Source organism: Olleya sp. 1-3 (genome assembly GCF_002836085.1).
Taxonomy (GTDB): Bacteria; Bacteroidota; Bacteroidia; order Flavobacteriales; family Flavobacteriaceae; genus Olleya; species Olleya namhaensis.
The window spans coordinates 168,571-194,698 of sequence record NZ_PJBW01000004.1 but is presented as its reverse complement, the minus strand read 5'-3'; the positions used below and the strand labels follow the sequence as shown (position 1 = coordinate 194,698).

The following is a 26,128-nucleotide window of genomic DNA, read 5'->3' as shown; positions in this document are numbered from 1 at the left end:
AAAAAAGGCGCTTAATAATTTAAGCGCCTTTTTTTATATTGACTGAACATACTTTTTAGGCGTGATGCCATATTTCTTTTTAAACGCTGCTATAAAATGACTAGAAGTACTGTAGCCCACTTTTAAACCCACCTCATTAACATTATCATTACCCGTTTCTAAAAGCTTTCTAGCAACCTCCATTTTATAATCTAATAAAAAACTAAACACAGAATCGCCATAAATTTGCTTAAAACCTTCTTTTAGTTTTTTAAGAGGTAAACTGATCTCTTCAGATAATTCCTGAAGCGTTGGTGGCTCCACCATTCTTGCTATAATAATATCTTTTGCTTTTTTAATTTTAGCAACATTAGTTTCGTCAACTAAAAAAGGACATTGCTCGATATCTGCATCCTCCCCCCTATTAAAATACAAGCTTAACAACTCGTATGCCTTGCCTTTAAAGTATAATGTTTTTATAGACGAGTTAAGATTAAAATTAACAATCTGATTTAATGCAATAGCCATGGATGGCGAAATTTTACCGTCCTTATAATACTTTTTATCCTTATTATCACTACTCAAAAAAGTAATATAATCTGCTTCCTGAGAAAACAAACCGTGAAATTTTTTAATAGAAATTAAAACCGAAACTAACCAACAGTCAGGCTTTACCTCTAGATGTATAGGCAAATCACGCTGTGGATTATATAGCAACAATGAGGTTTCTTCAGCTATATTTAAAACATAACTTCCATTGTTAAAAATAAAGTCACTGTCACCTTTTAAGCAAAAATGAAACTGAATAAAACTACTATCAATAAACCGCTCAACTGTTTGATTTTTAGCTGTTTCATTTTGATAAGTAAGGACAAAAACACCTTGATCCACTTGCGTTTCTGCAAACGAACCTTTAGCGACATTTTTTAAAGAAGAAGAAAGCGTCATAATTAAATCTTATTTAGATTGGTTCTAAACAACTAACTCTAAAACCATTGTATTCACTGCTAAAATATGATATTTATCATTGTTAGCTCATTTTTTAGCATAAAAAACCACAAACGTTATTAAAAGTTCTTTTAGCGTTACTTTTTATAAAATATACAACATAAATTTGCCTACAACAAAGTCCCAGTCAGGTAAATGGAGCACTATCACATGTCAACAGGTACATATTTTTATGCCTTAGGTTTAAGTTATAAAAAAGCAGATGCCGATATTAGAGGTCATTTTAGTTTAGATGAACCCTCTAAAAACGCGCTTTTAAATCAAGCTAAATCTAATGGTATTCAAAGCCTTATAGTAACATCAACTTGTAACCGTACAGAAATATACGGATTTGCAGAACACCCTTACCAACTAATCCAATTATTGTGTGACAACACAAAAGGAACAGTAGAAGAATTTCAAAAATACGCCTACATATATAAAGGTCAAGAAGCAATATCTCATTTATTTAGAGTTGGATCTGGTTTAGATAGTCAAATATTAGGTGACTTCGAAATTATAGGACAACTTAAAAAAAGCACAGTAGCTTCTAAAGCACACGGATTATTAAATCCATTTATTGAGCGTCTTGTTAACTCTGTAATACAAGCAAGTAAGCGTATTAAAACGGAAACTGAAATTTCTTCAGGTGCAACAAGCGTTTCTTTTGCTTCCGTGCAATACATTTTAAACACCATTGATAACGTTACAGATAAAAACATTTTATTATTTGGAACAGGTAAAATTGGACGTAATACTTGCGAGAATTTAGTGAAACACACTAAAAACGAGCAAATCACTCTAATAAACCGTACTAAAGGTAAGGCAGAAGCTGTTGCAGGAAAGTTTAATTTAGTAGTTAAAGATTACGCCAACCTTCAAGAAGAAATTAATGAAGCTGATATTTTAATTGTAGCTACGGGAGCTCAAAACCCTACGGTTGACAAACAATTAATCCAATCTAAAAAAGACTTATTAATTTTAGATTTATCAATTCCTAAAAACGTAGACGAAAACGTAACCGACTTACCTAACGTAAAACGCATACATTTAGATGATTTATCGCAAATTACCGATGAAACTTTAGAGCGTAGAAAAAAACAAGTCCCATTAGCAGAAAGCATTATTGAAGACATTAAAGCTGAATTTATTAGCTGGCTGGAAACTAGGAAATTTGCGCCTACAATTAAAGCTTTAAAACAAAAACTTCAAGGTTTTAAAAATGCAGAGCTAGATACACAACGTAAAAAAATGGCTAACTTTAATGAAGAACAAGCCGAAATTATCAGTAATAAAATTATTCAAAAAATAACCAATCATTTCGCGCATCACTTAAAAGATGATGCATTCTCAACTGACGAAAGTTTGGATCTAATAAAAAAAGTGTTTCAACTAGAAAACACCACAACTAAGCATGTCTAAAATAATTAGAATCGGAACTCGCGATAGCGCGTTAGCTTTATATCAAGCAAAAACAGTACAAAATCAATTAAAAGAATTAGGACATCAAACAGTTTTAGTTCCCTTAAAATCTACAGGAGACATTGTACTTGACAAACCGTTACACGAATTAGGTATTACAGGGATATTTACACGCACTTTAGATATTGCCATGTTAAATGGAGATATCGATATTGCGGTACACTCTTTTAAAGATGTACCAACACAACTACCAACAGGAATTGTACAAGCTGCTGTTGTCAAACGTGGTAATGTTAGAGACACCTTAGTTTTTAAAAACAACGAAGAATTTTTAGGATCAAGAGATGCCATTATTGCAACCGGAAGTTTACGTAGACGTGCACAATGGTTAAATCGTTTTCCAACACACACTATAGTTGATTTAAGAGGAAACGTAAATACTAGATTACAAAAATTAGAAGATAGCGACTGGAACGGTGCTATTTTTGCTGCTGCAGGTATTGGTCGTTTAGACATCAGACCAGAAGATGCTGTTAATTTAGATTGGATGATTCCTGCGCCTGCACAAGGGACAATTATGGTTGTAGCTTTAGAAGAAGATACCGAAACTATCGAAATCTTAGCTGAAATAAACCATAAAGAAACTGAAATTTGCACAAAAATAGAACGTGACTTTTTAAGAAAACTAGAAGGTGGTTGTACAGCCCCAATTGGAGCTTTAGCTTTTATAAAAGATGAAGAATTAACCTTTGAAGGAATCTTACTAAGTAAAGACGGTACTAAAAAAATAGAAGTTAAACGCGTAAAAGCTGTTGGAGAACACCATGATATTGCAGATTGGTGTGCTAATTACATTTTAGACCGTGGTGGTAACCGTTTAATGGATGAGCTTAAAGAGTCTCATGTAAAAACAAATATATACTCGACAAAATCATTAACAGAAGATCAACGTTTTCTTTTTAGCGATAAAGTAAAAGCTGAAAGTTCTGATTTTGTTAAGATTAGTTTAAACAGAATTCATCCAAGATTTCTTAAAAATGAAATTGAAAATGTAGTCATTACAAGTCAAAATGCTGTTGAAGCACTACTGACTAACTATTCTGCTGTAGAACTTCAATTTAAAAACATCTATTGTGTTGGTCGTCGTACTAAGAAAATGATTGAAAAACGCATTGGAGAAGTATTACACACAGAAAAAAATGCTAAGAAATTAGCAGAGTATTTAGTAGATTTTATTGAAGGTACAGAGGTTACTTATTTTTGCAGTGATGTAAGATTGGATGATTTACCAGAAATATTAACTAAAAGCGGTATTAAAGTAAATGAAGTTGAAGCCTATCAAACAAAATTAGATAGTATTGAGCTTCCTGAAACTGTGGAAGGCGTTATGTTTTACAGCCCATCAACGGTACAGAGTTATAAAAAAGAAAATGAAGGTACTGGCATTGCCTTTTGCATAGGTGAAACTACAGCAAAAGAAGCAAGCAAACATTTTGACGATGTACGCATTGCCAAAGTACCAACAGTAGAGAGTGTTATAGAATTAGTAAACGAACATTATACATAGCTATTAGCCTTTTGCTGTTAGCTTTTTGCCCCACTATTATGTATAATTAATCTAATAGTCATTAAAGCAAAACATATAATGAGAGATTTTAGAAAACTTGAAATTTGGAAAAATGGAATAAGCATTGTCAAACAAGTTTACCAATTATCTCATCAATTACCCGCTCAAGAAAAATTTGGTTTAATAAGCCAAATAAATAGAGCAGCTGTATCAATCCCTTCTAATATAGCAGAAGGCTGCAGCCGAAATAGTGAAGTTGAATTTAAGCGTTTTTTAGAAATAGCTATAGGTTCACTTTTTGAAATAGAAACACAACTGATTATCATAGTCGAATTAAAGTTAATAGATTTAAAGGAAACAGAAAACCTAATGACTTTAATTCACAAAGAAGGCAGAATGATTAATGGTTTAATTAATAAAATAAAAAAGAGCTAGAGCTAATAGAAAAAGGTGAGCAACCAAAAGCTAAAAGCTAAAAGCCAACAGCTAGCAATGATAAAAAACGATTTATTTTTAAGAGCATTAAAAGGAGAAACAGTAGACCGTCCACCAGTTTGGATGATGCGTCAAGCAGGTCGTTACCTTCCAGAATTTATGGAAATAAAGGCTAAATACGACTTTTTTACACGTTGTCAGACTCCTGAATTAGCAAGTGAAATTACAGTACAACCAATCCGTCGTTACGGTATGGATGCTGCCATTTTGTTTTGTGACATCCTAGTGATTCCGCAGGCAATGAATATAGAGGTACAAATGAAGCCTAATTTTGGGCCTTATTTACCAAATCCTATACGCACACAAAAAGACGTAGATAACGTTATTGTGCCTGACGTAAAGGAAAGCTTAAGCTACGTTTACGAAGCTATTAAAATGACTAAGGAAAAATTAAATGACGACATTCCGTTAATTGGATTTGCTGGTTCTCCTTGGACAATTTTATGTTATTGTGTACAAGGTCAAGGGTCTAAAAACTTTGACAAAGCAAAGGAGTTTTGTTTTACAAACCCAATAGCTGCGCATAACTTATTACAAAAAATTACAGATACTACTATTGCTTACTTAAAAGAAAAAGTTAAAGCAGGTGTTAATGCTGTTCAAGTCTTTGATTCTTGGGGAGGTATGTTATCTCCAGTAGATTATCAAGAATTTTCTTGGCAATACATCCAACAAATTATTGATGCTTTAAAAGACGAAACACCAGTAATTGCATTTGGTAAAGGCTGTTGGTTTGCACTTGGCGATATGGCAAAATCTGGCGCTTCTGCTTTAGGTATAGACTGGACCTGTTCTGCAAGAAATGCACGTTATTTAACCGGTGGAAATGTAACATTACAAGGTAATTTTGATCCTACCAGATTATTCTCTCCTCCTGCAGAAATAAAGAAAATGGTACACCAAATGATTAACGACTTTGGTAAAGACAAATATATTGTTAATTTAGGTCACGGTATTTTACCTAACATTCCATTAGAGAATGCAAAAGCATTTATTGATGCTGTAAAAGAATACAAAGCTTAAGACAAAACGAACTCGTTTTGTTTAACACAATATGATACAAAACATAATAAAAGGCATACATGGTTATTCTGGTGCTTTAGCTTTAATCTCAAAGCTAAAGCTCTGGAAATACTTTTTTATCCCTATCATTATTAGTATTGTAACAGGTTCCGTAATAGGATTTAGCGCTTACCGATTATCAGATAATATTGGGCGTTTTATTGCCAAAATATGGTTCTGGGAATGGGGAAAAGGCGCTTTTACATCCTTTTCAACAGTTATTGGTGTCATTATAATTCTAGCCTTAGGTTTAATACTGTACAAACACATCGTAATGGCGCTATCTGCTCCATTTATGAGTCCCGTTTCAGAAAAAATAGAAACACACCTAACAGGAATAACTAGGCATAATCACAGAAAAACATCTTTTCAGGAGCAACTATGGAGAGGTCTTAGAATAAACTTAAGAAACTTAGGACGTGAGCTATTAATCACGATACCATTATTATTATTAAAATTTATTCCTGTTGTTAACATATTTTCCACCATTTTACTGTTTTTAGTACAAGGTTACTATGCGGGATTTGGTAATATGGATTACACTTTAGAGCGCCATTACAACTATAAAGACAGTATTAACTTTGTAAGAAGAAACAGAGGTATTGCCATAGGTAACGGACTTGTATTTATTCTATTTTTATTAGTCCCTTTTATTGGTGTTATTTTGGTACTACCTTTAAGTGTGACTGCTGCTTCATTAAGCACCGTTAAGTTAATAAAAACCAATAGTCAAATTACAATCTAATGATTGCAAAATTTGACGGTATAGAAATCAATCCAATTCATAGTAATGACGTATGGAAACTCTGCGATTTTATGGTCTCTAACGAAGACCGATTTAAACGCTATTTTCCGGGCACTTTAAAAGCTAATTCAAACCCAACGTTGTCAAAACTATTTGTTGAACAGAAAACAAAGCTATTTGACAAAAAAGAGGAATTTGTATTCACTTTAAAACAAACAGAGACCCGTAAACTTATTGGTCTTATTTACATAAAAGCACTCGACTGGTCTTTGGATCAAGGCGAATTTGCCTATTGTATAGATTACAATTTTAAAGGCAACGGAATTGTGTCTAAAACAATACAATTATTATCCAACTACGCGTTTAACACATTGCAATTAAAAACACTTCAAATTATAACACATAAAGATAATTTACCAAGTGTAAACGTTGCATTGACTAATAATTTTAAATGGGTTAAAACCTTAAAAAACGAATTCACTCCAACCAATGAGAAACCGTTAGATATGGAGCTATACGAATTATACTATGAAAGATAAATTTTTCAAATACATACAGCAACTACAAGATCAAATTACAGCTGGTCTAGAAAAAATTGACGGAAAAGCCACTTTTCAAGAAGATATCTGGGAACGCCCAGAAGGTGGTGGTGGAAGAACACGAGTTATAGAAAATGGAAACGTTTTTGAAAAAGGTGGTGTTAACATTTCTGGTGTCCATGGTAAATTACCAGACAGTATGCAGAAATATTTTGGTGTTGAAGATGCCGATTTTTTCGCTTGTGGATTAAGTTTAGTTTTACACCCAACAAACCCAATGGTGCCAACAGTACATGCTAATTGGCGTTATTTTGAAATGTACGATAAAGAAGGAAATATTGTAGACCAATGGTTTGGTGGCGGACAAGATCTTACGCCTTACTACTTATTTGATGACGATGCGAAACACTTTCATCAAACTTGCAAAACGGCTTGCGATACCCACAATCCAGAATTTTATCAAAAATATAAAGCACGTTGCGACGAATATTTCTATAATGCACACCGTAATGAAGGTCGTGGTATTGGCGGTTTATTCTTCGATTACTGCAAAGCAACTGAAGACATGAGCATGCAAAATTGGTATGACTTTGTTACAGAAGTTGGCGATAGCTTTTTAGAAGCATATGTCCCTATTGTAGAAAAGAGGAAAGATTTAAATTACACCAAAACACAACGCGATTGGCAAGAAATACGTCGTGGTCGTTATGTCGAGTTTAACTTAGTACACGATAAAGGAACCCTTTTTGGACTAAAAACTAATGGTCGTATTGAAAGTATATTAATGAGTCTTCCGCCACATGTACAATGGGTTTATGATCATCAACCAGAAGCTGGTAGCGAAGAAGAGCGCTTAATAAACATTTTACAAAATCCTAAAGATTGGGTATAATTATGAAGTTATTCAAACGCGTATTTTTAATTATAAACTGGAAGACTTTTGTAATAACAGGATTAGCTGTTGCCTCGACTGCCTTCTGTATTCATTTTGAAATTAAAGCAGACTTCCCCTTAACACTTATTGGAACTGCAATTGTATTTCCTATTGTGTTTTCTATTGGAGGTGCTTATAAGCGTAGAGAGGTTGCTTTGGACGAATATGGCTCTATAAAAGCACATGGTCGTGCCTTATATTTTGCAGTATCGCATTGGCTAGAAAACCCACCAAAGGAGCTAAAAGCAGAAATCAAAACCAATCTAGAAAATCTATTAAACGCTCTAACGGATGTCTTTACAAATCCAATTAGCGACTTAGAACTTACCGAGAAAAAAGTATACGAAAACTTTAATACCATTTCACTTTTTATAAAAAGCCTAAGAAGTCACGGATTACCATCTGGAGAAGCCTCAAGATCCAATCAGTTTTTAAGTAAAATGATGATTTCTTTTGAGCGTATAAAACACATTTATCAATAGCGTACACCAAGAACATTACGCACCTATAGTGATATTTTTATTATTGCTTTACCAATAATTTATGGACCACATTTTGCGCATAGCGTGACAAGTTATAGTTACGGTTTACAATATGCTGTACCAATTATGTTTAGTGTTATACTTGTTGCTTTAGATAATATCCAATCGCATTTAGAAAACCCATTTGATCAACAAGGTGAAGATGATGTCCATATTAACGTCGAAAAATTTATTAGAAATTTAGACTAATTAGTTATAAATCAACTTTTAGATGACTTGCTACTGCGGAACTGATAAAACTTACAAGACATGCTGTGAAGTGTTTCATTTAAACGGTGGACAAACTGAAACAGCACAACAGTTGATGCGCTCTAGATACAGTGCTTTTGTCTTAGCAAATGGTGAATATTTAATGTCAACCCATCATAAATCTACTAGACCAACTTCAGAAAAAAAAGCAATTGTAACTTGGGCAAAATCTGTAGAATGGATTAAATTAGATGTGCAAGACACTACCAAAGGTTTAAAAAAAGACACGGAAGGGACGGTTACTTTTAGCGCCTATTTTTATGATAATGGCAGCATGGATGTCATCCATGAAAAGTCTGCTTTTGTAAAAGAAAACAACCATTGGTTTTACGTAGGCTACGCTAAAGACTAACAGCTTATTTCCAAATAGTCACTTCTTTAGTTGTTTTTCTAAACGCATTATATACGTGAAACAACCTTGCTTTTAAAAGTAATTGGCGCCCTTCAAAATACCTAGTATAAAACAACTTGTTTCTACCAATATGTTTTTTCCAATTATTCTGAAACACCAAAGCATGCTTCTTTTTGTCACCAAATAATTCTGGTACCGGGTAAAAATTTTCAATATTTAAACGTCGTCTAAACAAATTGGTTTTAATTATTAAATATCTTGGCGAATCAATAGGATCTAATAATTGGCTTAAAGCCGAAGAAAATAAAGTATTCTCATACGTGCTCGCTCCTATTAAATTACAAATAACATCCCTACTACCCGAACGCGCTGCTACAACAGTAAGCTGATCTTTACTAGTGGTTAAGTGACCTAAGTCCGACAACGAATCCAATATTACCGCTCCCATTTTTTGAATGGTTTTATACAAAGAACCATAACGCATGTACAACGTAATTGCCTTGTACAATTTACGTCCAAAAGAAATTAAGAAATACGCTAAAAACGAATATATAAAATACGCAAATCCCCGTTGAAGAATCAGATTAAAGGCTTTGATAATGTATTCAAAATAAAACAGTAAAATAGAAAAGAACAATTCTATAGTAAAAAAACGTACGATGTCAAAATAGTACACTTGCTTTTGTTTTTTGAAAGGCAATTCATTTAAATCAAAAACCTGTACTTGTTTACTTAATGCTGTTCCGTTACCAATAGAATCCTTCCATTTTTTAGTAATTGAAGCTCTATTAGTGGCGTTATTTAAAGTCTTTGTATTTAACTGGTCAATATCTACATCAGTAAAATGTTCCGGAATATCTAAACGGTCAATCCCATTAGAAATAAAAGGAATTGTATTAGTCGTAACGCCAACAAACGCCTCAAAACGTCGTCTTAAAGTTTCAATATCTTTCCCTCCATTTTGAGCTGTAATATCAACACAGGCTAAATGCCAAATATTCCCGGTTTTCTCAGGTCTTTTAGGATTTTTTCTGATAGCTCTACCGCGCATTTGATTAGAAGACACAAACGACCCAATAAATGACGCCAAAATCAAACTATTAATAGAAGGCGCGTCCCAACCTTCGCCTAATAAAGACTTTGTACCCACCAATACTTTTATCGTTCCGTTTTCAAAAAGCTGAGTAACACTACCTACAATGCTATGTTTAGCACTTGTGTTTCCTGATAGAACTACAAAGTTGGCATCAACATCTAAAGGTGAATAAGAAAAAACGTCCGCTGCTAGACTTTTAAAAGCATCAATAATTGAAGTGTGAATAATAACCAAACTACCAGTCAAAACAGCTAAATCCTTCTTGTTTTCAAATCGACATCTCAAATATTGAAAAATAGGAATAACTCCAATTTTATTTATATCCTGAAGTTGCTGCTCTGGAGTGGTTAAAAACTCTTTCCTTATATAATCGGTTAGAATAACACAACGTAAATTAGCTTGCAAACTCTTGCTTTCTGCAGCAACAATTTTGATAATACTTTTAAGTTTACTCGGGCTATTGGTCAATGATTTATATAACAAATCTTCACCTAAAAAATTGACTCTTTTTTTATCAAAGACATGGAGTTGCCTCAGTTTTTTCTCTAAACTAGACAAGTATGACTCCTTTTCTATTAACTGTTCCCTATCTTTCACTAATAGGTTTTGAAACAAAACCTGTAACCAATCTAAGTACAACTCCGGAAAATTAATAGTTTCATTTTTATTAAAGCCTAACGTTCTTAATTTAGAACTTTCAATAGGTGTTCCGCATGCGTTTAAAAAAATTAGTAGCGCCGAAAAATATTCAGTATTACTATAAATTTCATCTAAATATTTTTCGGTATTTCTATAAAAACGATGTTGTTTAACAAAAGTGACAAAGGTATTATCCGCAAGTAAGTCGTCTTTAAAATTGGCTATTTTCTGTCTATATTCATAAATTAAATTAACCTCTAAATCTTCGGGTTTTGAAAAATACACAAAATCTTGATGTGGACATAAATCAGTTTCTTTAACCAAATCGGGCACTGCAATTTCATCATCAATTTCACCACATAGATTAAAATACTTAGCCACTTCCGTCCGATCACTATCGTACGGAGGCGTTGCGGTTAAAGCAACTACAAAAAAAGGCCTGCTATTTTTTAGTTCGACTAAACACGTCCACCACGCATTTTTTAAATGGTGTGCTTCATCCAAAACAAGTGTTTCAATATTATGCTTTTTAAAAAAGTCTAGATAATGGGCTTTATCCTCAAAAGACTTATAAAATGCATGCAACGATTGGTAAGTAATAAAAGTAACATCGCTTGGCGCTTTTACATCAAACGAGTACGATTTAAAATCTTTGTTTTTAGTAAAAAAAGATTGCAAACGATCTTCCCATTGGTTTCTAATAGTAAGTGTAGGCGCTAAAACCAATGTTTTTTTACCTAGCCTACGCATAATCTCTATCCCTAAAATAGTTTTTCCAGAACCTGGAGGTGCTATAACATGAAAATGCTGGTCTGAAATGTGCGTATCAAAGTGTTTTAAGAGTTGTGCTTGATAACTTCTCCAAGGAAAAACAAATTGTAAACTAGACCACGTTTTGCTCAATATAAATAGGGATTATTATTAACTTTGTTTTTGATAAAAGTAAACAATATCAGGAATTTTATACAAAAATTATGTATCCAATTAAGAGAAATAGAAGATTAAGAACAAACGAGGCGATCAGAAGCTTAGTTAGAGAAACGATTATCTCTCCAAACGATTTTTTAGTACCACTTTTTGTGGTTGAAGGAAAAGGTATAAAAGAAGAAATAGCATCTATGCCAAATTATTACAGGTATAGTTTAGACTTATTACAAGCTGAAGTTAAAGAGCTTTGGAAATTAGGCTTAAAATCCGTGTTACTATTTGTAAAAGTACCTGATAATTTAAAAGATAATAAAGGGACTGAAGCTATAAATCCAGACGGATTAATGCAACGCGCCATTAAAACCGTTAAAAATGCTTGCCCAGAAATGTTAGTAATGACAGATGTGGCACTAGACCCTTACTCGGTTTACGGACACGATGGAATTATAGAAAACGGAAAAGTAGTTAACGATGATAGTGTAGATGTATTAACAGAAATGGGATTGTCTCACGCAGAAGCTGGTGCAGATTTTCTAGCACCAAGCGATATGATGGATGGTCGTATTTTATCTATACGTGAGGCTTTGGAAGACGATGGTTTTACAGATGTAGGGATTATGAGTTATTCTGCTAAATATGCCTCTGCTTTTTATGGTCCTTTTAGAGATGCTTTAGACTCTGCTCCCGTAGATGTTCAAGATATCCCAAAAGACAAAAAAACATACCAAATGGATTACGCTAACCGTTTTGAAGCACTACGCGAGACAGAAATGGATATTGACGAAGGTGCAGATATCGTTATGGTAAAACCAGGATTATGCTATTTAGATATTGTACGCGAAATTAAAAACGAAGTTGATGTACCAGTAGCCGTGTATCAAGTTTCTGGAGAATACGCTATGCTTAAGGCTGCTGCCGAAAAAGGTTGGCTAGACCACGACGCGGTTATGATGGAACAAATCACAGCTATTAAGCGCGCAGGAGCAGACATAATTGCAAGTTATTTTGCAAAGGATGTTGTTAAATTTATAAACGATCAATCCTAAATATCAACCTATAGAAACACGCTATTAAATGCTATTAAAATTTAGATACTTATTATTACTTTGTGCCTTTTGTTTAACCAACTCTATTTATGCACAATTAGAAGCTCATTTAATTTCTGGTGAAGGCTGGGCCAAAGGAGATTTTGTTGAAATTGGAATAAACACATCAGGTGTTTTTGGCGCAAACACATCGAACAAACCTTCTACATTTCACGAAAACAGAGAAGCAGATGGAAACAATCTGTTTGGATTTATAGCAAACCCACTTGCAGATGGATGGGTAGATTATGATGGTGATTTTTTTACACCTGGAGAACCAGAAGAAGGGTTTTGTTTGTCTGTAAACGGTGTAAACTATAATAATAACAACAACTATCTTTCTGAAATCCCGGGAGAAATTAAAGGGGTTAATATTATTTCGTCAGACTGTTTCGATGATAGTGCTCAAATCTTCTGGGAAGGAAATGTTGATGGTTTAAATATTAAAAGATATTATAGTGTAACTAAAGATGGTCTATTTATTCAGATGGCTACTACCATTAAAAATATTTCAAATGTAGTTAAACCTGATGTTTACTTTATGCATAATGTAGACCCAGATAACAACGTTACTTTAAGTGGTTTTTATGAAACTAACATGGAACTTATTTCTCAAGCCAGTTCTGCAACTGATAATATAAGTCTAGTAACAGCTTCTCAAGATCCGCTTATGACCACCGAAGATATGGATGGATCTAGCGTTAGTTTTTTTTGCAGAGATGAGTTAGCCAGAGTTAGCTTTGGCGGTTTTAATAACAGAAATGCATCAGACGTCTGGAACGGAACTGACTTATCAAATGTAGAAGGTGATATGACTATTTTTGAAGATATTGCAATTTCTATAGCATTTAACTTTGGTAACATTGCTCCTAATGAGACCAAAAAATTTACTTACTATTATATTCTTAAAGAAATTGATGAATCCTTCATTCCTTTAATTGTTAATATTTTCAAAGAAAACCCGTCAGTATGCAATGGTAATGATGGTAAGCTAATTTTTTCAGGGCTGACCCCAGGTGATTCTTATATTCTAAGTTACCAAGATGATGGAGTCCTAATTCCAAACCAAACATATGTGGCTAGCGAATTAGGAGATATTGAAATAATCAATTTGGACTCAGGTACTTATTCAGATGCAACATTAAGCTATTCTGGATGCAACACTACCATTAATACTGTTTTTGAGTTGACGGATCCAGAGCCACCTAATTACTATCTAACAAAAACAGATTTAACTAATTGTCAGTCCATAAATGGCCAAATTAACATCCATGATTTAACCCCTTATACCGGCTATTTGGTTTCCTACACTTTGGATAGCACTATTTTATTTGGACCTCAAGAACTGACTGCAGATTTTAACGGGATTATCAGATTATCAAATTTAGAAAGAGGGATTTACACTAATTTTGTTTTAGAACAATATGAATGTCCTACACCTAGTAATGAAGTAATAGAAATACTTGGGCCCGAGCAACCAATAGCGTACAATATTCCTAGCCAATTTTATTGCGATGAGGATTATGATTATATAACTACTATAAATTTAACTTTACTAAATCCCTTTATAATAGGCACAGATAATTATTCAGAATATCAGATAACGTATCACGCAACAGAAGAAGATGCCATTAGTGGTAATGATTTAAATATAACATCATTTACAACACCAGGATTAAACAATTTTACTTTGTTTGCTAAAAAAACGAATTTAAATAATTTTTGCTACTCTTATACTTCTTTTCAAATAACAATAAATCTTCCTCCAGACTTTGACGTTGAGGATACTTTTATCTGTTTAAATAGCGATAACAGCATAAACACAGATTATAATTTACCAACATTAACAACAAACTTATCTAGTCTAGATTATGGTTTTGAATGGTACCTAGAAGATGTCTTAATTCCCGGAGAAAATTTAAATCAATTAACAGTAGATAATTATGGTCTATACTCCGTTAAAGCTACAAATTTAACTACACAATGTGACTATACAGAACAAGCAACTGTATCTCCTTCAGGGCCTCCTCAAACACTTGAAATAGAAACTTTATCTAATCCTTTTTCAGAAAATCATAGCGTTGAAATCATAGCTTCAGGTAATGGTAGTTATGTATACAATATAGATAATGGTCCCAACCAATCATCTCCAATATTTTCGGGAATAACAGCAGGATATCACATCTTTAATATAATCGACATTAATGGTTGCGGAAAAGTAACTATTGAAAAATCATTGATTGATTACATGCCTTATTTTACACCTAATAATGATAGTCATAATGATAATTGGCAAATCATAAGTGTAGACGAGTTGATACAACCTGAAATTTATATCTTTAATAGGTATGGTAAACTTTTAAAAAAACTTAATCCAAATGGATTAGGATGGGACGGGACATTTAATGGTAAAATATTACCATCTTCTGATTATTGGTTTAAAGTAATCTATTTGGATGATGACAATATAAAAAGAGAATTTAAATCACATTTCACCTTAAAACGTTAAATTTTACGCTACAAATAAGATATTTTAAGGATTTTAGAGCAGACATAATTGCAAGTTATTTTGCAAAGGATGTTGTTAAATTATTATCGTAAATTCGCAACACATTAATTAAAAACCAATCCATGGGATTATTACTATTTTACGGAGTTATATCTATCTTTTTCTCCTTTTTATGCTCTATTTTAGAAGCCGTATTACTAAGTGTTACACCTACATTTATAAATCTTAAAAAGCAGGAAGGCAAAGCATTTGCAGCTAATTTGGAAGAATTAAAAAAAGATGTTGACAGACCTTTAATTGCTATTTTAACACTAAACACAATTGCCCACACTGTTGGTGCAATTTTAGTTGGTAAGGAAGCTGAAGGACTTTATGGAAGTAGTGATGGTTATGGTGTTTTTATAGTTTCGGCTGTAATGACCATTTTAATATTAGTAGCTTCTGAGATTATACCAAAAACAATTGGTGCAACCTACTGGAAAAGCTTAGCCGGTTTTACAACAACCGCACTTAATATCTTAATTTTTCCTTTAAAATGGACAGGTTTATTGTGGTTAATGCAATTAACAACCAAACTAATTGGTGGTAAAGGTCATGGTAGTGTTTTAAGTCGCGAAGGCTTTTTAGTTATGGCAGACATGGCGCACGAAGAAGGTGTTTTTGAAGGTAATGAAAGCCGAATAATTAAAAACTTACTAACCTTTAAAGAAGTTTTTGCTAAAAATGTAATGACGCCTCGTACGGTAATGTTATCTGAAAACGAAAGCACGACAGTCGAAGATTTTTTTAATAGAAACATGAACCTTCGTTTTTCAAGAATCCCTGTGTATTCTGAAACAGAAGATAATATCAAAGGATTAGTTTTAAAAGACGAAGTGTTTAAGGAAATGGCCTTAGGTAATGGCTCTAAAAAGTTAGTCGAATTAAAAAGAGACATTATAATTGTAGACCGAAATCTAGCAATCCCAACCTTATTTGAACAACTTGTCGAAACTAGAAACCATATGGCTTTAGTAGTAGATGAATACGGTTCTGTAAGCGGAATTGTAACCATGGAAGATGTTATTGAAACACTTTTAGGTATGGAAATTATGGACGAAAGTGATAACGTAAGTGACCTACAAAATTTAGCTAGAAAAAGCTGGGAAGCACGTGCTAAAAAGCTAGGTATTATTGACGAAAACAGTCCAGAATAACAATGGAAACATGCATCATCAAATCACCTTTAGGTTTTACAAAAATTACAGGTGATTTAGATGGTATTACATCAGTTATTGTTTTAAATTCTGAAGAACAAATATCCAAAAACATACCAAAAACACTCGCTGACTGTGTGCTTCAACTTAACCAATATTTTGAAGGCACACGAGAGCAATTCAGCTTAAAGCTAAACCCAAAAGGCACTGTGTTTCAAAATCGTGTTTGGGACGCTTTACAAACCATTCCGCATGGTAAAACAACATCCTACCTTAAACTATCTAAGCAATTAGGAGACGTCAAAGCAATACGCGCTGTAGCCAATGCTAATGGCAAAAATCCACTTTGGATAATTATACCTTGTCACCGTGTGATTGGCACTGATGGAAGCTTGACAGGCTATGCTGGAGGACTACACCGTAAACAATGGTTATTAGATCATGAAAGTCCATATAAACAACAATCCCTTTTTTAATGTATAAGGTTGCAACCACATTTTTAACTCGTTTTATAAAACCCGCAAACATCTATAAATATGGGTTTAACTGGTCGCCAATGTATAGACGTACTACTGCTAAACTGGTTGAAGTTAGTGATGATTTACATTACGTAAAAATCAGATTAAAACTAAATTGGAAAAACCGTAATTACGCTGGTTCAATGTTTGGCGGAAGCATGCTATCTGCAACGGACCCTATTTACATGATACAACTAATTCAAATATTAGGTAACGATTATGTGGTTTGGGACAAAGCAGTTACTGCAAAATATAAACGTCCCGGAAAAGGAACTATTTATGGCGAATTTGTTTTTACTCCTGAAGAAATAGAAGACATAAAACAACAAGTTAAAACCAAGCAACAATTTGATTTAGAGAAAACTATGCAATTAGTTAACGCTAAAGCGGAAATTATTGCCGAGTTCTCCAAAACAATATACGTGGCAGAAAAAGCTTACTACAAACAAAAACAAGCCTCAAGACAAGCCAAGTAATTAGCTGTAATTTATATTTTGATTATATTTAGTTTCTAAACTAAACAACTAAATGAAATTTATAAAAAAGCTTTTAAAAGTACTTGCCGTACTTTTTGGGATAGTAATCGCAACACTTTACATAACAGATACAGACTACCTAATTAAAGCTGTACGCACCATTTATATGCGTGGACATACCACTGCTTTTTTGGACGATTACAAAAAATTTGATAACCAAGTTATTCAAAACGGAACACCTCAACCTTGGCCAAATCATGAAAACTATAATACAACAACAGAAACTTCAATATTGCAAAAAGCCAATAAAGATTACGGAACAGTAGCTTACGTAATTATTAAAAATGATAGTATCTGGTTTGAAAACTATTATGATGGCTATAATAAAGATTCTAAATCCAACTCTTTTTCTATGGCTAAGAGTTATGTTTCCGGCCTAACGGGTAAGGCTATAATGGACGGTTACATAAAAAGTTTAGACCAACCGGTGTGCGATTTTCTACCTGCTTTTTGCGATGGTGATGCTGCAAAAATGACAGTTGGTGATTTATCAAGTATGGCATCCGGAACTAATTGGGACGAGGCCTACTACTCACCTTTATCTATTACAACACGTGCTTACTTTGACGATGATTTACAAAAGGTAATGAATGGCTTAAAAGTGGTTACAGCGCCTGGTCAAGCTTTTAAATACGCTAGTGGAGACACACAAATGTTAGCTATGGTTATAGAAAAAGCAACGGGTAAAAAAATGTATAATTATTTAACTGAAAGCTTCTGGAAGCCTTTAGGTAGTGAAAACCCAACATTATGGCAATTAGATAGTGCAGAAGACGATTTAGTCAAAGCCTATTGTTGTATAGCTAGTAATGCTAAAGATTTTGCGCGATTTGGAAAACTATATAAAGATCATGGAAAATGGAATGGACAACAAATATTAGACTCGGCTTTTGTAGCAAAATCTTTAAAACCACGTTTTCCATCTAGTCCTGAATATGGTTACGGGTGGTGGTTAAAAAACCAAAACAACAAAGATTTTTATATGATGCGTGGACACCTTGGGCAATACGTTATTGTGCAACCTGACGACAATGTTATTATTGTACGTTTGGGGCATCAAAAATCAGCCGACGCAGGTATTGGCGTGTTTACAAATGATATTTCATTGTATATAGATGAAGCTTATAAAATGTTGGATATGTCTACAAAAAAATAAATAAGATGATTACCAAACTCAACCTAGAAAATATATTATTTCTGGATATAGAAACAGTTCCAGAAACACAACATTTCTCTGATTTAGACAAAACCAAACAAGACCTTTGGGATGCTAAATCACGTTATCAACGTAAGGAAGAGTTTACAGCAGAAGAATTTTATAACCGTGCTGGTATTTGGGCCGAATTTGGAAAAATTGTCTGCATATCTGTCGGATACTTTACTTTTCAAGGGGATACAAGATTATTTAGAACAACGTCTTTTTATGGAGAAGAACGCAAGCTATTAATAGATTTTAAAAATTTATTAATTTCTCACTTTAGCCAAGCCAAACATTTACTTTGTGCGCACAATGGTAAGGAATTTGATTTTCCATACATAGCTAGACGTATGATTATCCATACTATAGAATTACCTTATAAATTAAACCTTTTTGGTAAAAAACCATGGGAAATACCACATTTAGACACCATGGAACTATGGAAGTTTGGTGATTATAAAACCTACACGTCTTTAAAATTAATGACCAACGTTTTAGGTATCCCTTCTCCTAAAGATGATATTGATGGTAGTGAAGTTTATAAAACGTATTACGAAGACAACGATATTGATCGCATTATTATTTATTGCGAAAAAGACACCATTGCTGTAGCGCAAATATTTTTACGCTTACGAGGTGATTCAATTTTAAATGATAATGAAATTATACATGTGTAAAACATTTATAATCTTAAAAAAATAAAGCGTAACTTATCTTACAAATAGCTGAACCCTATTAACAGGTGTTGAGTTAGAAGGAAGACCACCTCCCCATGGGTTTACACTACCAATAGAATAAAACCAACTACCACTATTTACACTACCATCTAAATAAGTGCTTCCTCCAGAAAGTTCCAATCCTCCCCAACTATTATTAGTCATTTCTATATCTATTCCAACATATCCCGTTACTGGATTGGTTGCTAAAGCGCCACTTCTAGGATCAAAAGTCTGACTCCAATGATTAGTTAAACCCAACGTAGGATAATGCAATCTAAACTCGTAAGCAGCAGCATTTTTTATTTCATCTAATTTACTTAAAATAGAATATTTGCTTGTTGTCAAACTAGGTATAGCCACGTTAAACTCGCTAGCTTCCGTATCACTTGCCCAATAACCACCTGCTGTATTATGGTTAAACACTAAAGTCCAACCCCCACCGTCATTGGTCATATCACAATAACAATCGTAAGCCGGATTTGTACCAGCCCCATCAGGATCTATAGTATACACACCATCGGTAGTAAATCCAGCATTTAAGTACGCAAGACAACTGGTTAAAACCGTTGACACTGTTACATCTGCGCTGCAAGTGTCACCAGTATTTGCAAAAGTAATTGTAAAATTATCCATCTGTTCTGCAATAGGAGTACCTGTACCTGAAAGTGTTATAGTATTTAACCCAACAGAAGTAAACACTCCTGATCCTGAAAAACTATACCCATTAACAGTATTAGTACTAATTGTATAGGACTCAATAACATTAACAAGCACATCTATAGTTAGTGTATTACTTGCATTTAAAGGACTACCTGTTAAGAAAGCACCATTAAATGTAACCGAACTACAATCTAACGAATTGGCAGGAGATTCTCCTAAACACCCCGACCATGACGTTCCTTTATAAAACTGAAAACAATTGCTATCCAAATTATAAATAAACAAGCCTTCTGTAGGAGACACAATAGCATCTCTTTGTAAGCTTGTCATTCTAGGCGGTAAAAATCCTTGAGAGGAAGACTCGACATGTAAAATTGCCGATGGATCTGGACTAGTGGTATTTATTCCAACTTGAGGGAAACAATAATAAGTACAAATCAACGTCATTATTACTGAGTAAGTAAACTTTTGCATTTTAAGGGATAATATTTTATCCTATCAAATATAAGACTAAATAAATACTTTTATATAATTAAGAGAAAAGCCCTACAAAAAATAATGGGTGAATTATCGTTTTATTCTTTCAAAAAAAAAACATAAGTCACTAAAAATCAAACACTAAAAATAATATTAAATTATTTTTTTATCCACAAAAAAAAGACCTCAACTTTCGTTGAGGTCTTTTAACAATACAATTGGTTGATTAAAGGGATTAATTATTATTACTGCTTTAAAAATTTTCTAGTTTCGATAGTATCATTCACTTCAAACTGAATTAAATATAATCCCGCTTCTAGCTTTCCGACACTAATTCCGCTTGACGATGTAATACCTTTTACTACTTGTTGTCCTAGCATATTTACTACCGTAAAAGGTAAGTTATCTATGTTGGCCTTAACAAATAATGTTTCACCTTTTACAGGATTTGGATACACAGATAGAGAAACACCTAAGTGTTGTACAAAACCGCCATCTATAGCTCTTGCTGTACCACAAGCCCCTAAATTAGTCCATCCACTTGCTGTTCTTTCATACAACGTATCAAAATACGTTACCTGATCTCCTGTACTATAAGACTGTCCACTTACATATTCTGAAACTCCTGCACATTTATCTGCAGATGTTGTTCCGTTTGATAATGAGACAGCATCTATTGCCATATCTCCTTGCCAAGTTGTCCCCGTTGTACCATCAAATCTTAATTTAATAGTACTACCTGAATAAGATGACAAGTCTACTGTAGCATCTGACCAAGCATTTCCTTGGTTACCAGATAATGACCAAATAGCTGTCCAAGAGGCACCATTATTTGTACTTACCGCTAAACTCAAACTCCCCATTGCGGTTGCTCCGTACATGTGGTATTTAAAATTAAAGCTACCATTAGTCACCCCTGATAAATTATAACAAGGTGACTCTAAAATAGCACGCTTTGTAGAAAAGTTTGGCGCAGAAGACTCCATATATACATATTGTGATCCCTCACTAGCACTTGATGGTCCTGTATTACTTGAAGGTGTAGATCCACTTCTTCTTGTCCAATCAAAATCATCACTGCTACCTTGCGTCCAAGATCCAAAACCAGATTCAAATCCTTCAGAATAAGGAAAAGAAGTAATTGCACCAGAACATCCTGTTGTAGTCGCTGGACTTACAACAATACTTCTTGATACTTGATTAGCTTGGTTCCCTGCTGCATCACTTACATTATAGTTTCTTGTGTAAGTTCCTGCTGTATTTGTATTAACCGTCCCTGTAACAACTATACTAGACGTTAAATTTCCATCTATATTATCTGAAGCAGTTGCTCCAAGCTCACTATAAGCATCACCAACTGTTAAATTAATTGTTGCTGCACCCACCAATGTAATAACTGGCTTAACCGTATCTGCAACTCCAGCAACGATATTTACCGTATAGTCTTCTACTTCTCCATACGAAAAAGCCTCGCATGAAGTTGGCACACCATTATACTTCATAGCCACACGTAATCTAGTACTTCCAGTAACTGCACTTGTAGACACTGTAAATGTTCCGCTTGCAGGTGTTACTGAAGACGCTGCTTTAGAAAACACTTGTTCTCCTGAGTCTGTAAAGTCTCCATCATTATTATAATCTATCCATGCCGCATATCCTTCTGCATAAGTACTTCCTGTCCAAGTTGGCGTAATTGTAATTGTATTTGTAGCCCCTTTGGTAAGGTTAGTAGATACACTTGTAAAATCTGAATATAACTGAGCTCCAGAAGTATTGTTTATAGATCCAACTTGCACACGACTAATATATTCGTCATTGACACTGTTTCCTTGAGACGCACAATATTGTGGTCCTGTGCTACATGGTGTACAAGAAGAACCACCACAATCAACACCAGTTTCATCTCCATTTTGAACACCATCTGTACATGTAGGCGTTGTTACACTTCCACCACACTTATCAGACAATGCTAAAGCGCGTCTTACACCTCCTGCATCTAATACAGCACGCATACGTGATTTTTGTCCTTGCGTAAATAAGTTCATACAAGAGTCATTAGTATAATCCATATAATTCTGAACCATATCCGTAGAGCTACAAGACACTTGTCCAGTAGGACACCCGCCATTTGAAGTTTGATGTGTTGGCGTATCACTTACAAAATCATTACCACAGTTTGAGTCACCCCAAATGTGTCGTAAATTTAAATAATGCCCAACCTCATGTGTTGTTGTACGTCCTCCATCAAAAGGAGCAGACACATTACCAACACGTCCAAAATAATTATAAGCCATAACCACACCGTCAGTAGCAGTACTACCTCCAGGAAATTGTGCATAACCTAAAATAGTCCCTCCTTGGCTAAGCATTTGAGGCACAATCCACATATTTAAATACTCCGTAGTATCCCATGGATTTACACCACCTGTAGACGTCCTTTTCATATCGTCTGAAGTCCCCCAATCTTGTCGTGTCACTTGCTTTCTGGTTATACCCGTTGTTGTATTTCCGTTTGGATCCACAGTAGATAAGCAAAACTCAATTTGCGTATCTGCAGCCTGTGACCACGTATTATCTGCATCAGGATTTGTACGTCTAAAATCTTCATTTAACACATCTAATTGTGACTGTATTTGGGCCACACTAATATTTTCTGTGCTGTTTCTATAAAGGACATGAATAACCACTGGAATAGTAATTATACTGCCGTCTACTCTAGCATTTTGATTTTCTGCAATTTTTTGCTGAGTAAAAGCTTCTATTTGATCCATTCTTTGTGATAAATTTGGATCAAGCTGTTTTCTGTATTCTAAGTTTTCCATGGAAGAACAATTTCGTTTCTGCTGAGCAAAAACTGAAAATGTCAATAAAAAACTTAATAATGATAAAGTAATTGTTTTTTTCATACTAATAGTTTAATGGATTAGACTATATACTGTTAAATTATTGTGAAAATTATAATAATTTAAACAATAAAACATCGTATTAATAATTATTCGATTAAAAACAACCTAAAAAATACCATTCGACTTTATGTGTGGTTTAACCCACAATCAATTGAAAGAAATTAATTACTTTTACCCTATATGAGCGACATTTTACTAAATATAGAGCACCTCTCTATTGACTTTAAAAACGAAAAGTCATACAAAACCATCATTAAAAACATTTCTTATCAAGTATACAAAAATGAAATTGTTGGTATTGTTGGCGAGTCAGGATCTGGTAAATCCGTATCATCTTTAGCCATATTAGGCTTGCTGCCAAAACGTATTTCTAAAATCACATCAGGAAGCATCACGTTTAATAACCAAGATTTAACCCAATTAAACAGCAAGCAGTTCCAAACCATTCGAGGACAAAAAATAGCAATGATTTTTCAAGAACCTATGAGTTCTTTAAACCCATCGATGACCTGCGGAAAGCAAGTAGAAGAAATCCTATTTCAGCACACCACATTAACAAAAAAACAAGTTAAAGCAGAAACACTCTTTTTATTAGAAAAAGTAAAATTACCAAATCCAGAACGGGTTTATAAAGCCTATCCGCATGAAATTTCTGGAGGTCAAAAACAACGTGTCATGATTGCTATGGCAATTGCATGTAAACCACAATTACTTATCGCTGATGAGCCTACAACTGCTTTAGATGTAACAGTACAAAAAGAAATTATTAGTCTTCTAAAAGCGCTTCAAGCAGAAACCAAAATGAGTATTATTTTTATAACTCATGATCTAAGTTTAATTTCTGAAATCGCAAATCGCGTTTTAGTGATGTACAAAGGTGAAATTGTAGAACAAAATACAGTAGATACCATTTTTAAACATCCAGAACATAGCTACACAAAAGCACTTATAACGTCGCGACCATCATTACACGTGCGTCTAAAAACGTTACCAACTATTACAGACGTATTAAACAACACCGTTTCTAATACTATAATTACCAGTGACATGCGTAAAGTACAGCATGAAAAAATATACTCAAAACCACCATTACTTCAAGTTATTAATCTTGAAAAAGAATACCTCTCTAAATCTGGTTTTTTCGCTAAAGCGGAAACTTTTAAAGCAGTAAACAACGTTAGTTTTAATGTATATGAAGGCGAAACACTTGGCTTGGTTGGCGAGTCTGGCTGTGGCAAATCTACCTTAGGAAACGCCATATTATTACTAGACAAAGCAACAAAAGGTCAAATATTATATAAAGGACAAGATATAACCCACTTAACTAAAGCTGAAACTATAGCCATTAGAAAAGATATACAAATTATCTTTCAAGATCCTTACGCCTCCTTAAATCCAAGAATAACCATTGGAAATGCCATTATGGAACCCATGAAGGTCCATAAGTTATATGCTTCAGAAATAGAAAGACGAGATAAAACTTTAGAAATATTAAACCGTGTTGGTTTGGACGACACTGCTTTTAACAGATATCCACATGAGTTTTCTGGAGGACAAAGACAACGTATTGGAATAGCACGTACTATTGCATTACAACCTAAATTAATAGTCTGTGATGAGTCTGTGTCCGCATTAGACATATCAGTTCAAGCACAAGTATTAAATCTTTTAAACGAATTGAAAGACAACTTTGGATTTACTTATATATTTATCTCTCATGATTTGGCAGTAGTAAAATATATGAGTGACCAACTATTAGTAATGAGTAAAGGTCAAATTGAAGAATTAGATGATGCTGATATCATTTACAACACACCTAAAAAAGCATATACAAAAAAGCTAATTAATGCAATCCCTAAAGGCTTATAGCATAAATAGTTTTTTAGTTAAATAAAAAATGCTGCTAGTAAAATTAACAGCATTTTTTAATCCACTTTTAAAATTTTTAAAAAACATAAGTAGGTTAGGTTTTTGATAAATTTGAAACAAAAAAGTATTAAAAACAGATTTGGTCTTTTAGACTTTGGTTAGTTTTAATGGTTTGGTTTGGGATTGTAAACATACAATCTCTTTTTAAATTTATCAGTCAAAAAGCGTAATTATTCGATTAAATACACTTTATTTTAACATTTACCCTTTTTTAGCCTTCTTAATCGTTAATACGCCACGTGTTGGATAATAACTTCTACCATAGTTAGATCTTCTATCCTCACCTAATCTTGAGGCCACCTGATTGGTCATTTTTATAACAAAGACCTCCTCTGCATTTGGAAACGACAAGTCGCGTCCATCCATATCAACTTTTTCCCCTTTAGAAGAATGATCCTTTTTTCTGTGATGATAATCTTCCGTATCATACAACTCATTATAGCAATGTATTAGCTCATGTGATAATAAAGAGACCGGAGAATTATATCCTTTATTACGTGTAAACCATTTCTTTTTATGATTTTTTCTAAAAACTACACCATGTGTATCATAAAATAAAACGGTATTATGACTAGGACTATATGCGTTTTTTTGAGCCGGAATAATTGTTATATTATTTACTACATCTGCTACTAAAACATCAATAACGTCAACCCTCTGTACTTGTTCGTCTTCTTCAAACGTAATGGTAAGCGCGCTAGTCTTCACTAAAAAGTCTAATGCAATTGTTGTGTTTCTTAAAAAACGATCTTCAATTAAATCATGATTCCTCTCAGCAACATAATTATAATCTACATATTGATTGGCTAACGTTTTTATGCGCATAAATCTATTTTGTATTAAAATGTAATAACAATGTT

At 33.7% G+C, this 26,128-nt stretch carries 23 protein-coding genes; 18 read left to right on the top strand and 5 right to left on the bottom strand.

The features are described from left to right. Positions 1-33 precede the first annotated feature (33 nt). Positions 34-927, bottom strand: a complete 894-nt coding sequence (locus CXF54_RS06135; RefSeq protein ID WP_090837301.1) for a helix-turn-helix transcriptional regulator — start codon at positions 925-927, stop codon at positions 34-36. 195 nt (positions 928-1,122) lie between these two features. Here CXF54_RS06135 and hemA point away from each other — a divergent pair, with 195 nt between their 5' ends. The 10 genes from hemA to CXF54_RS06090 all read left to right on the top strand — a co-directional run bounded on the left by hemA (position 1,123) and on the right by CXF54_RS06090 (position 8,873). Then, a complete protein-coding gene (gene hemA / locus CXF54_RS06130) occupies positions 1,123-2,388 on the top strand; it encodes a glutamyl-tRNA reductase (RefSeq protein WP_090837299.1) in 1,266 nt (421 codons plus the stop codon). Continuing rightward, positions 2,381-3,955, top strand: a complete 1,575-nt coding sequence (hemC, locus tag CXF54_RS06125) for a hydroxymethylbilane synthase (protein WP_090837297.1) — start codon at positions 2,381-2,383, stop codon at positions 3,953-3,955. Before hemA ends, hemC begins: the two co-directional genes overlap by 8 nt. A 78-nt stretch (positions 3,956-4,033) precedes the next feature. Continuing rightward, positions 4,034-4,390 carry a four helix bundle protein gene (locus CXF54_RS06120; RefSeq protein WP_090837296.1) on the top strand — a complete coding sequence of 119 codons (357 nt, stop codon included), beginning with the start codon at positions 4,034-4,036 and terminating at the stop codon, positions 4,388-4,390. Between the two features lie 57 nt (positions 4,391-4,447). After that, positions 4,448-5,473, top strand: a complete 1,026-nt coding sequence (gene hemE / locus CXF54_RS06115) for a uroporphyrinogen decarboxylase (RefSeq protein ID WP_090837391.1) — start codon at positions 4,448-4,450, stop codon at positions 5,471-5,473. A gap of 31 nt (positions 5,474-5,504) precedes the next feature. Further along, on the top strand, positions 5,505-6,257 hold the full coding sequence (locus tag CXF54_RS06110; protein ID WP_101202866.1) for an EI24 domain-containing protein: 753 nt from the start codon (positions 5,505-5,507) through the stop codon (positions 6,255-6,257). Next, entirely contained in the window at positions 6,257-6,796 is a 540-nt protein-coding gene (locus CXF54_RS06105; protein WP_101202865.1) for a GNAT family N-acetyltransferase, read from the top strand. Before CXF54_RS06110 ends, CXF54_RS06105 begins: the two co-directional genes overlap by 1 nt. Further along, the gene (gene hemF / locus CXF54_RS06100) at positions 6,786-7,688 is read left to right on the top strand and encodes an oxygen-dependent coproporphyrinogen oxidase (RefSeq protein ID WP_101202864.1); all 903 of its coding nucleotides are present in this window, start codon (positions 6,786-6,788) and stop codon (positions 7,686-7,688) included. Before CXF54_RS06105 ends, hemF begins: the two co-directional genes overlap by 11 nt. Positions 7,689-7,690: 2 nt before the next feature. Continuing rightward, positions 7,691-8,212 (top strand): hypothetical protein, encoded by a 522-nt coding sequence (locus CXF54_RS06095; RefSeq protein WP_232782577.1) that lies wholly within the window; start codon positions 7,691-7,693, stop codon positions 8,210-8,212. 84 nt (positions 8,213-8,296) lie between these two features. Then, positions 8,297-8,461, top strand: coding sequence for a hypothetical protein (locus CXF54_RS15835; RefSeq protein WP_232782576.1), 165 nt, complete (start codon positions 8,297-8,299; stop codon positions 8,459-8,461). Between the two features lie 22 nt (positions 8,462-8,483). After that, a complete protein-coding gene (locus tag CXF54_RS06090; RefSeq protein ID WP_101202863.1) occupies positions 8,484-8,873 on the top strand; it encodes a YchJ family protein in 390 nt (129 codons plus the stop codon). A gap of 4 nt (positions 8,874-8,877) precedes the next feature. Here CXF54_RS06090 and CXF54_RS06085 read toward each other — a convergent pair whose 3' ends face one another. Continuing rightward, on the bottom strand, positions 8,878-11,511 hold the full coding sequence (locus CXF54_RS06085; RefSeq protein ID WP_157823404.1) for a DEAD/DEAH box helicase family protein: 2,634 nt from the start codon (positions 11,509-11,511) through the stop codon (positions 8,878-8,880). Between the two features lie 71 nt (positions 11,512-11,582). On the opposite strand from CXF54_RS06085, the gene hemB reads away from it, so the two are divergent. The 7 genes from hemB (at position 11,583) to CXF54_RS06050 (ending at position 19,254) form a co-directional block, all read left to right on the top strand. Then, a complete protein-coding gene (hemB, locus tag CXF54_RS06080) occupies positions 11,583-12,581 on the top strand; it encodes a porphobilinogen synthase (RefSeq protein ID WP_101202861.1) in 999 nt (332 codons plus the stop codon). 28 nt (positions 12,582-12,609) lie between these two features. Further along, positions 12,610-15,129: a T9SS type B sorting domain-containing protein gene (locus CXF54_RS06075; RefSeq protein WP_101202860.1), complete on the top strand. Its 2,520-nt coding sequence runs from the start codon at positions 12,610-12,612 to the stop codon at positions 15,127-15,129. Between the two features lie 122 nt (positions 15,130-15,251). Continuing rightward, positions 15,252-16,325, top strand: coding sequence for a CNNM domain-containing protein (locus CXF54_RS06070; protein WP_101202859.1), 1,074 nt, complete (start codon positions 15,252-15,254; stop codon positions 16,323-16,325). Positions 16,326-16,327: 2 nt separating this feature from the next. Continuing rightward, positions 16,328-16,801 carry a methylated-DNA--[protein]-cysteine S-methyltransferase gene (locus CXF54_RS06065; RefSeq protein WP_101202858.1) on the top strand — a complete coding sequence of 158 codons (474 nt, stop codon included), beginning with the start codon at positions 16,328-16,330 and terminating at the stop codon, positions 16,799-16,801. Then, positions 16,801-17,319, top strand: coding sequence for a DUF4442 domain-containing protein (locus tag CXF54_RS06060; protein WP_090837287.1), 519 nt, complete (start codon positions 16,801-16,803; stop codon positions 17,317-17,319). Before CXF54_RS06065 ends, CXF54_RS06060 begins: the two co-directional genes overlap by 1 nt. Positions 17,320-17,371: 52 nt before the next feature. Continuing rightward, on the top strand, positions 17,372-18,535 hold the full coding sequence (locus CXF54_RS06055) for a serine hydrolase domain-containing protein (protein ID WP_101202857.1): 1,164 nt from the start codon (positions 17,372-17,374) through the stop codon (positions 18,533-18,535). A gap of 5 nt (positions 18,536-18,540) precedes the next feature. Continuing rightward, positions 18,541-19,254: a 3'-5' exonuclease gene (locus tag CXF54_RS06050; RefSeq protein WP_101202856.1), complete on the top strand. Its 714-nt coding sequence runs from the start codon at positions 18,541-18,543 to the stop codon at positions 19,252-19,254. Between the two features lie 33 nt (positions 19,255-19,287). Here CXF54_RS06050 and CXF54_RS06045 read toward each other — a convergent pair whose 3' ends face one another. Continuing rightward, positions 19,288-20,430 (bottom strand): fibrinogen-like YCDxxxxGGGW domain-containing protein, encoded by a 1,143-nt coding sequence (locus CXF54_RS06045; protein ID WP_101202855.1) that lies wholly within the window; start codon positions 20,428-20,430, stop codon positions 19,288-19,290. Between the two features lie 248 nt (positions 20,431-20,678). Further along, a complete protein-coding gene (locus CXF54_RS06040) occupies positions 20,679-23,339 on the bottom strand; it encodes a GEVED domain-containing protein (RefSeq protein WP_101202854.1) in 2,661 nt (886 codons plus the stop codon). 180 nt (positions 23,340-23,519) lie between these two features. Here CXF54_RS06040 and CXF54_RS06035 point away from each other — a divergent pair, with 180 nt between their 5' ends. Next, positions 23,520-25,208 (top strand): ABC transporter ATP-binding protein, encoded by a 1,689-nt coding sequence (locus CXF54_RS06035; protein ID WP_101202853.1) that lies wholly within the window; start codon positions 23,520-23,522, stop codon positions 25,206-25,208. A gap of 261 nt (positions 25,209-25,469) precedes the next feature. Here the strand turns inward: CXF54_RS06035 and CXF54_RS06030 are convergent, their stop codons facing one another. Then, positions 25,470-26,093 (bottom strand): hypothetical protein, encoded by a 624-nt coding sequence (locus CXF54_RS06030; RefSeq protein WP_101202852.1) that lies wholly within the window; start codon positions 26,091-26,093, stop codon positions 25,470-25,472. Between the last annotated feature and the right edge of the window lie 35 nt (positions 26,094-26,128).

Excerpts from the sequence above, each read along its gene's own strand:
- hemC (WP_090837297.1), top strand. The coding sequence starts at position 2,381 with ATGTCTAAAATAATTAGAATCGGAACTCGCGATAGCGCGTTAGCTTTA.
- CXF54_RS06135 (WP_090837301.1), bottom strand. The coding sequence starts at position 927 with ATGACGCTTTCTTCTTCTTTAAAAAATGTCGCTAAAGGTTCGTTTGCA.
- CXF54_RS06035 (WP_101202853.1), top strand. The coding sequence starts at position 23,520 with ATGAGCGACATTTTACTAAATATAGAGCACCTCTCTATTGACTTTAAA.
- CXF54_RS06110 (WP_101202866.1), top strand. The coding sequence starts at position 5,505 with ATGATACAAAACATAATAAAAGGCATACATGGTTATTCTGGTGCTTTA.
- CXF54_RS06045 (WP_101202855.1), bottom strand. The coding sequence starts at position 20,430 with ATGCAAAAGTTTACTTACTCAGTAATAATGACGTTGATTTGTACTTAT.
- CXF54_RS06050 (WP_101202856.1), top strand. The coding sequence starts at position 18,541 with ATGATTACCAAACTCAACCTAGAAAATATATTATTTCTGGATATAGAA.
- CXF54_RS06075 (WP_101202860.1), top strand. The coding sequence starts at position 12,610 with ATGCTATTAAAATTTAGATACTTATTATTACTTTGTGCCTTTTGTTTA.
- CXF54_RS06090 (WP_101202863.1), top strand. The coding sequence starts at position 8,484 with ATGACTTGCTACTGCGGAACTGATAAAACTTACAAGACATGCTGTGAA.
- CXF54_RS06105 (WP_101202865.1), top strand. The coding sequence starts at position 6,257 with ATGATTGCAAAATTTGACGGTATAGAAATCAATCCAATTCATAGTAAT.
- CXF54_RS06055 (WP_101202857.1), top strand. The coding sequence starts at position 17,372 with ATGAAATTTATAAAAAAGCTTTTAAAAGTACTTGCCGTACTTTTTGGG.
- CXF54_RS06120 (WP_090837296.1), top strand. The coding sequence starts at position 4,034 with ATGAGAGATTTTAGAAAACTTGAAATTTGGAAAAATGGAATAAGCATT.
- CXF54_RS06030 (WP_101202852.1), bottom strand. The coding sequence starts at position 26,093 with ATGCGCATAAAAACGTTAGCCAATCAATATGTAGATTATAATTATGTT.
- hemF (WP_101202864.1), top strand. The coding sequence starts at position 6,786 with ATGAAAGATAAATTTTTCAAATACATACAGCAACTACAAGATCAAATT.
- CXF54_RS06070 (WP_101202859.1), top strand. The coding sequence starts at position 15,252 with ATGGGATTATTACTATTTTACGGAGTTATATCTATCTTTTTCTCCTTT.
- CXF54_RS06065 (WP_101202858.1), top strand. The coding sequence starts at position 16,328 with ATGGAAACATGCATCATCAAATCACCTTTAGGTTTTACAAAAATTACA.
- hemA (WP_090837299.1), top strand. The coding sequence starts at position 1,123 with ATGGAGCACTATCACATGTCAACAGGTACATATTTTTATGCCTTAGGT.
- hemE (WP_090837391.1), top strand. The coding sequence starts at position 4,448 with ATGATAAAAAACGATTTATTTTTAAGAGCATTAAAAGGAGAAACAGTA.
- CXF54_RS06060 (WP_090837287.1), top strand. The coding sequence starts at position 16,801 with ATGTATAAGGTTGCAACCACATTTTTAACTCGTTTTATAAAACCCGCA.
- hemB (WP_101202861.1), top strand. The coding sequence starts at position 11,583 with ATGTATCCAATTAAGAGAAATAGAAGATTAAGAACAAACGAGGCGATC.
- CXF54_RS06095 (WP_232782577.1), top strand. The coding sequence starts at position 7,691 with ATGAAGTTATTCAAACGCGTATTTTTAATTATAAACTGGAAGACTTTT.
- CXF54_RS06040 (WP_101202854.1), bottom strand. The coding sequence starts at position 23,339 with ATGAAAAAAACAATTACTTTATCATTATTAAGTTTTTTATTGACATTT.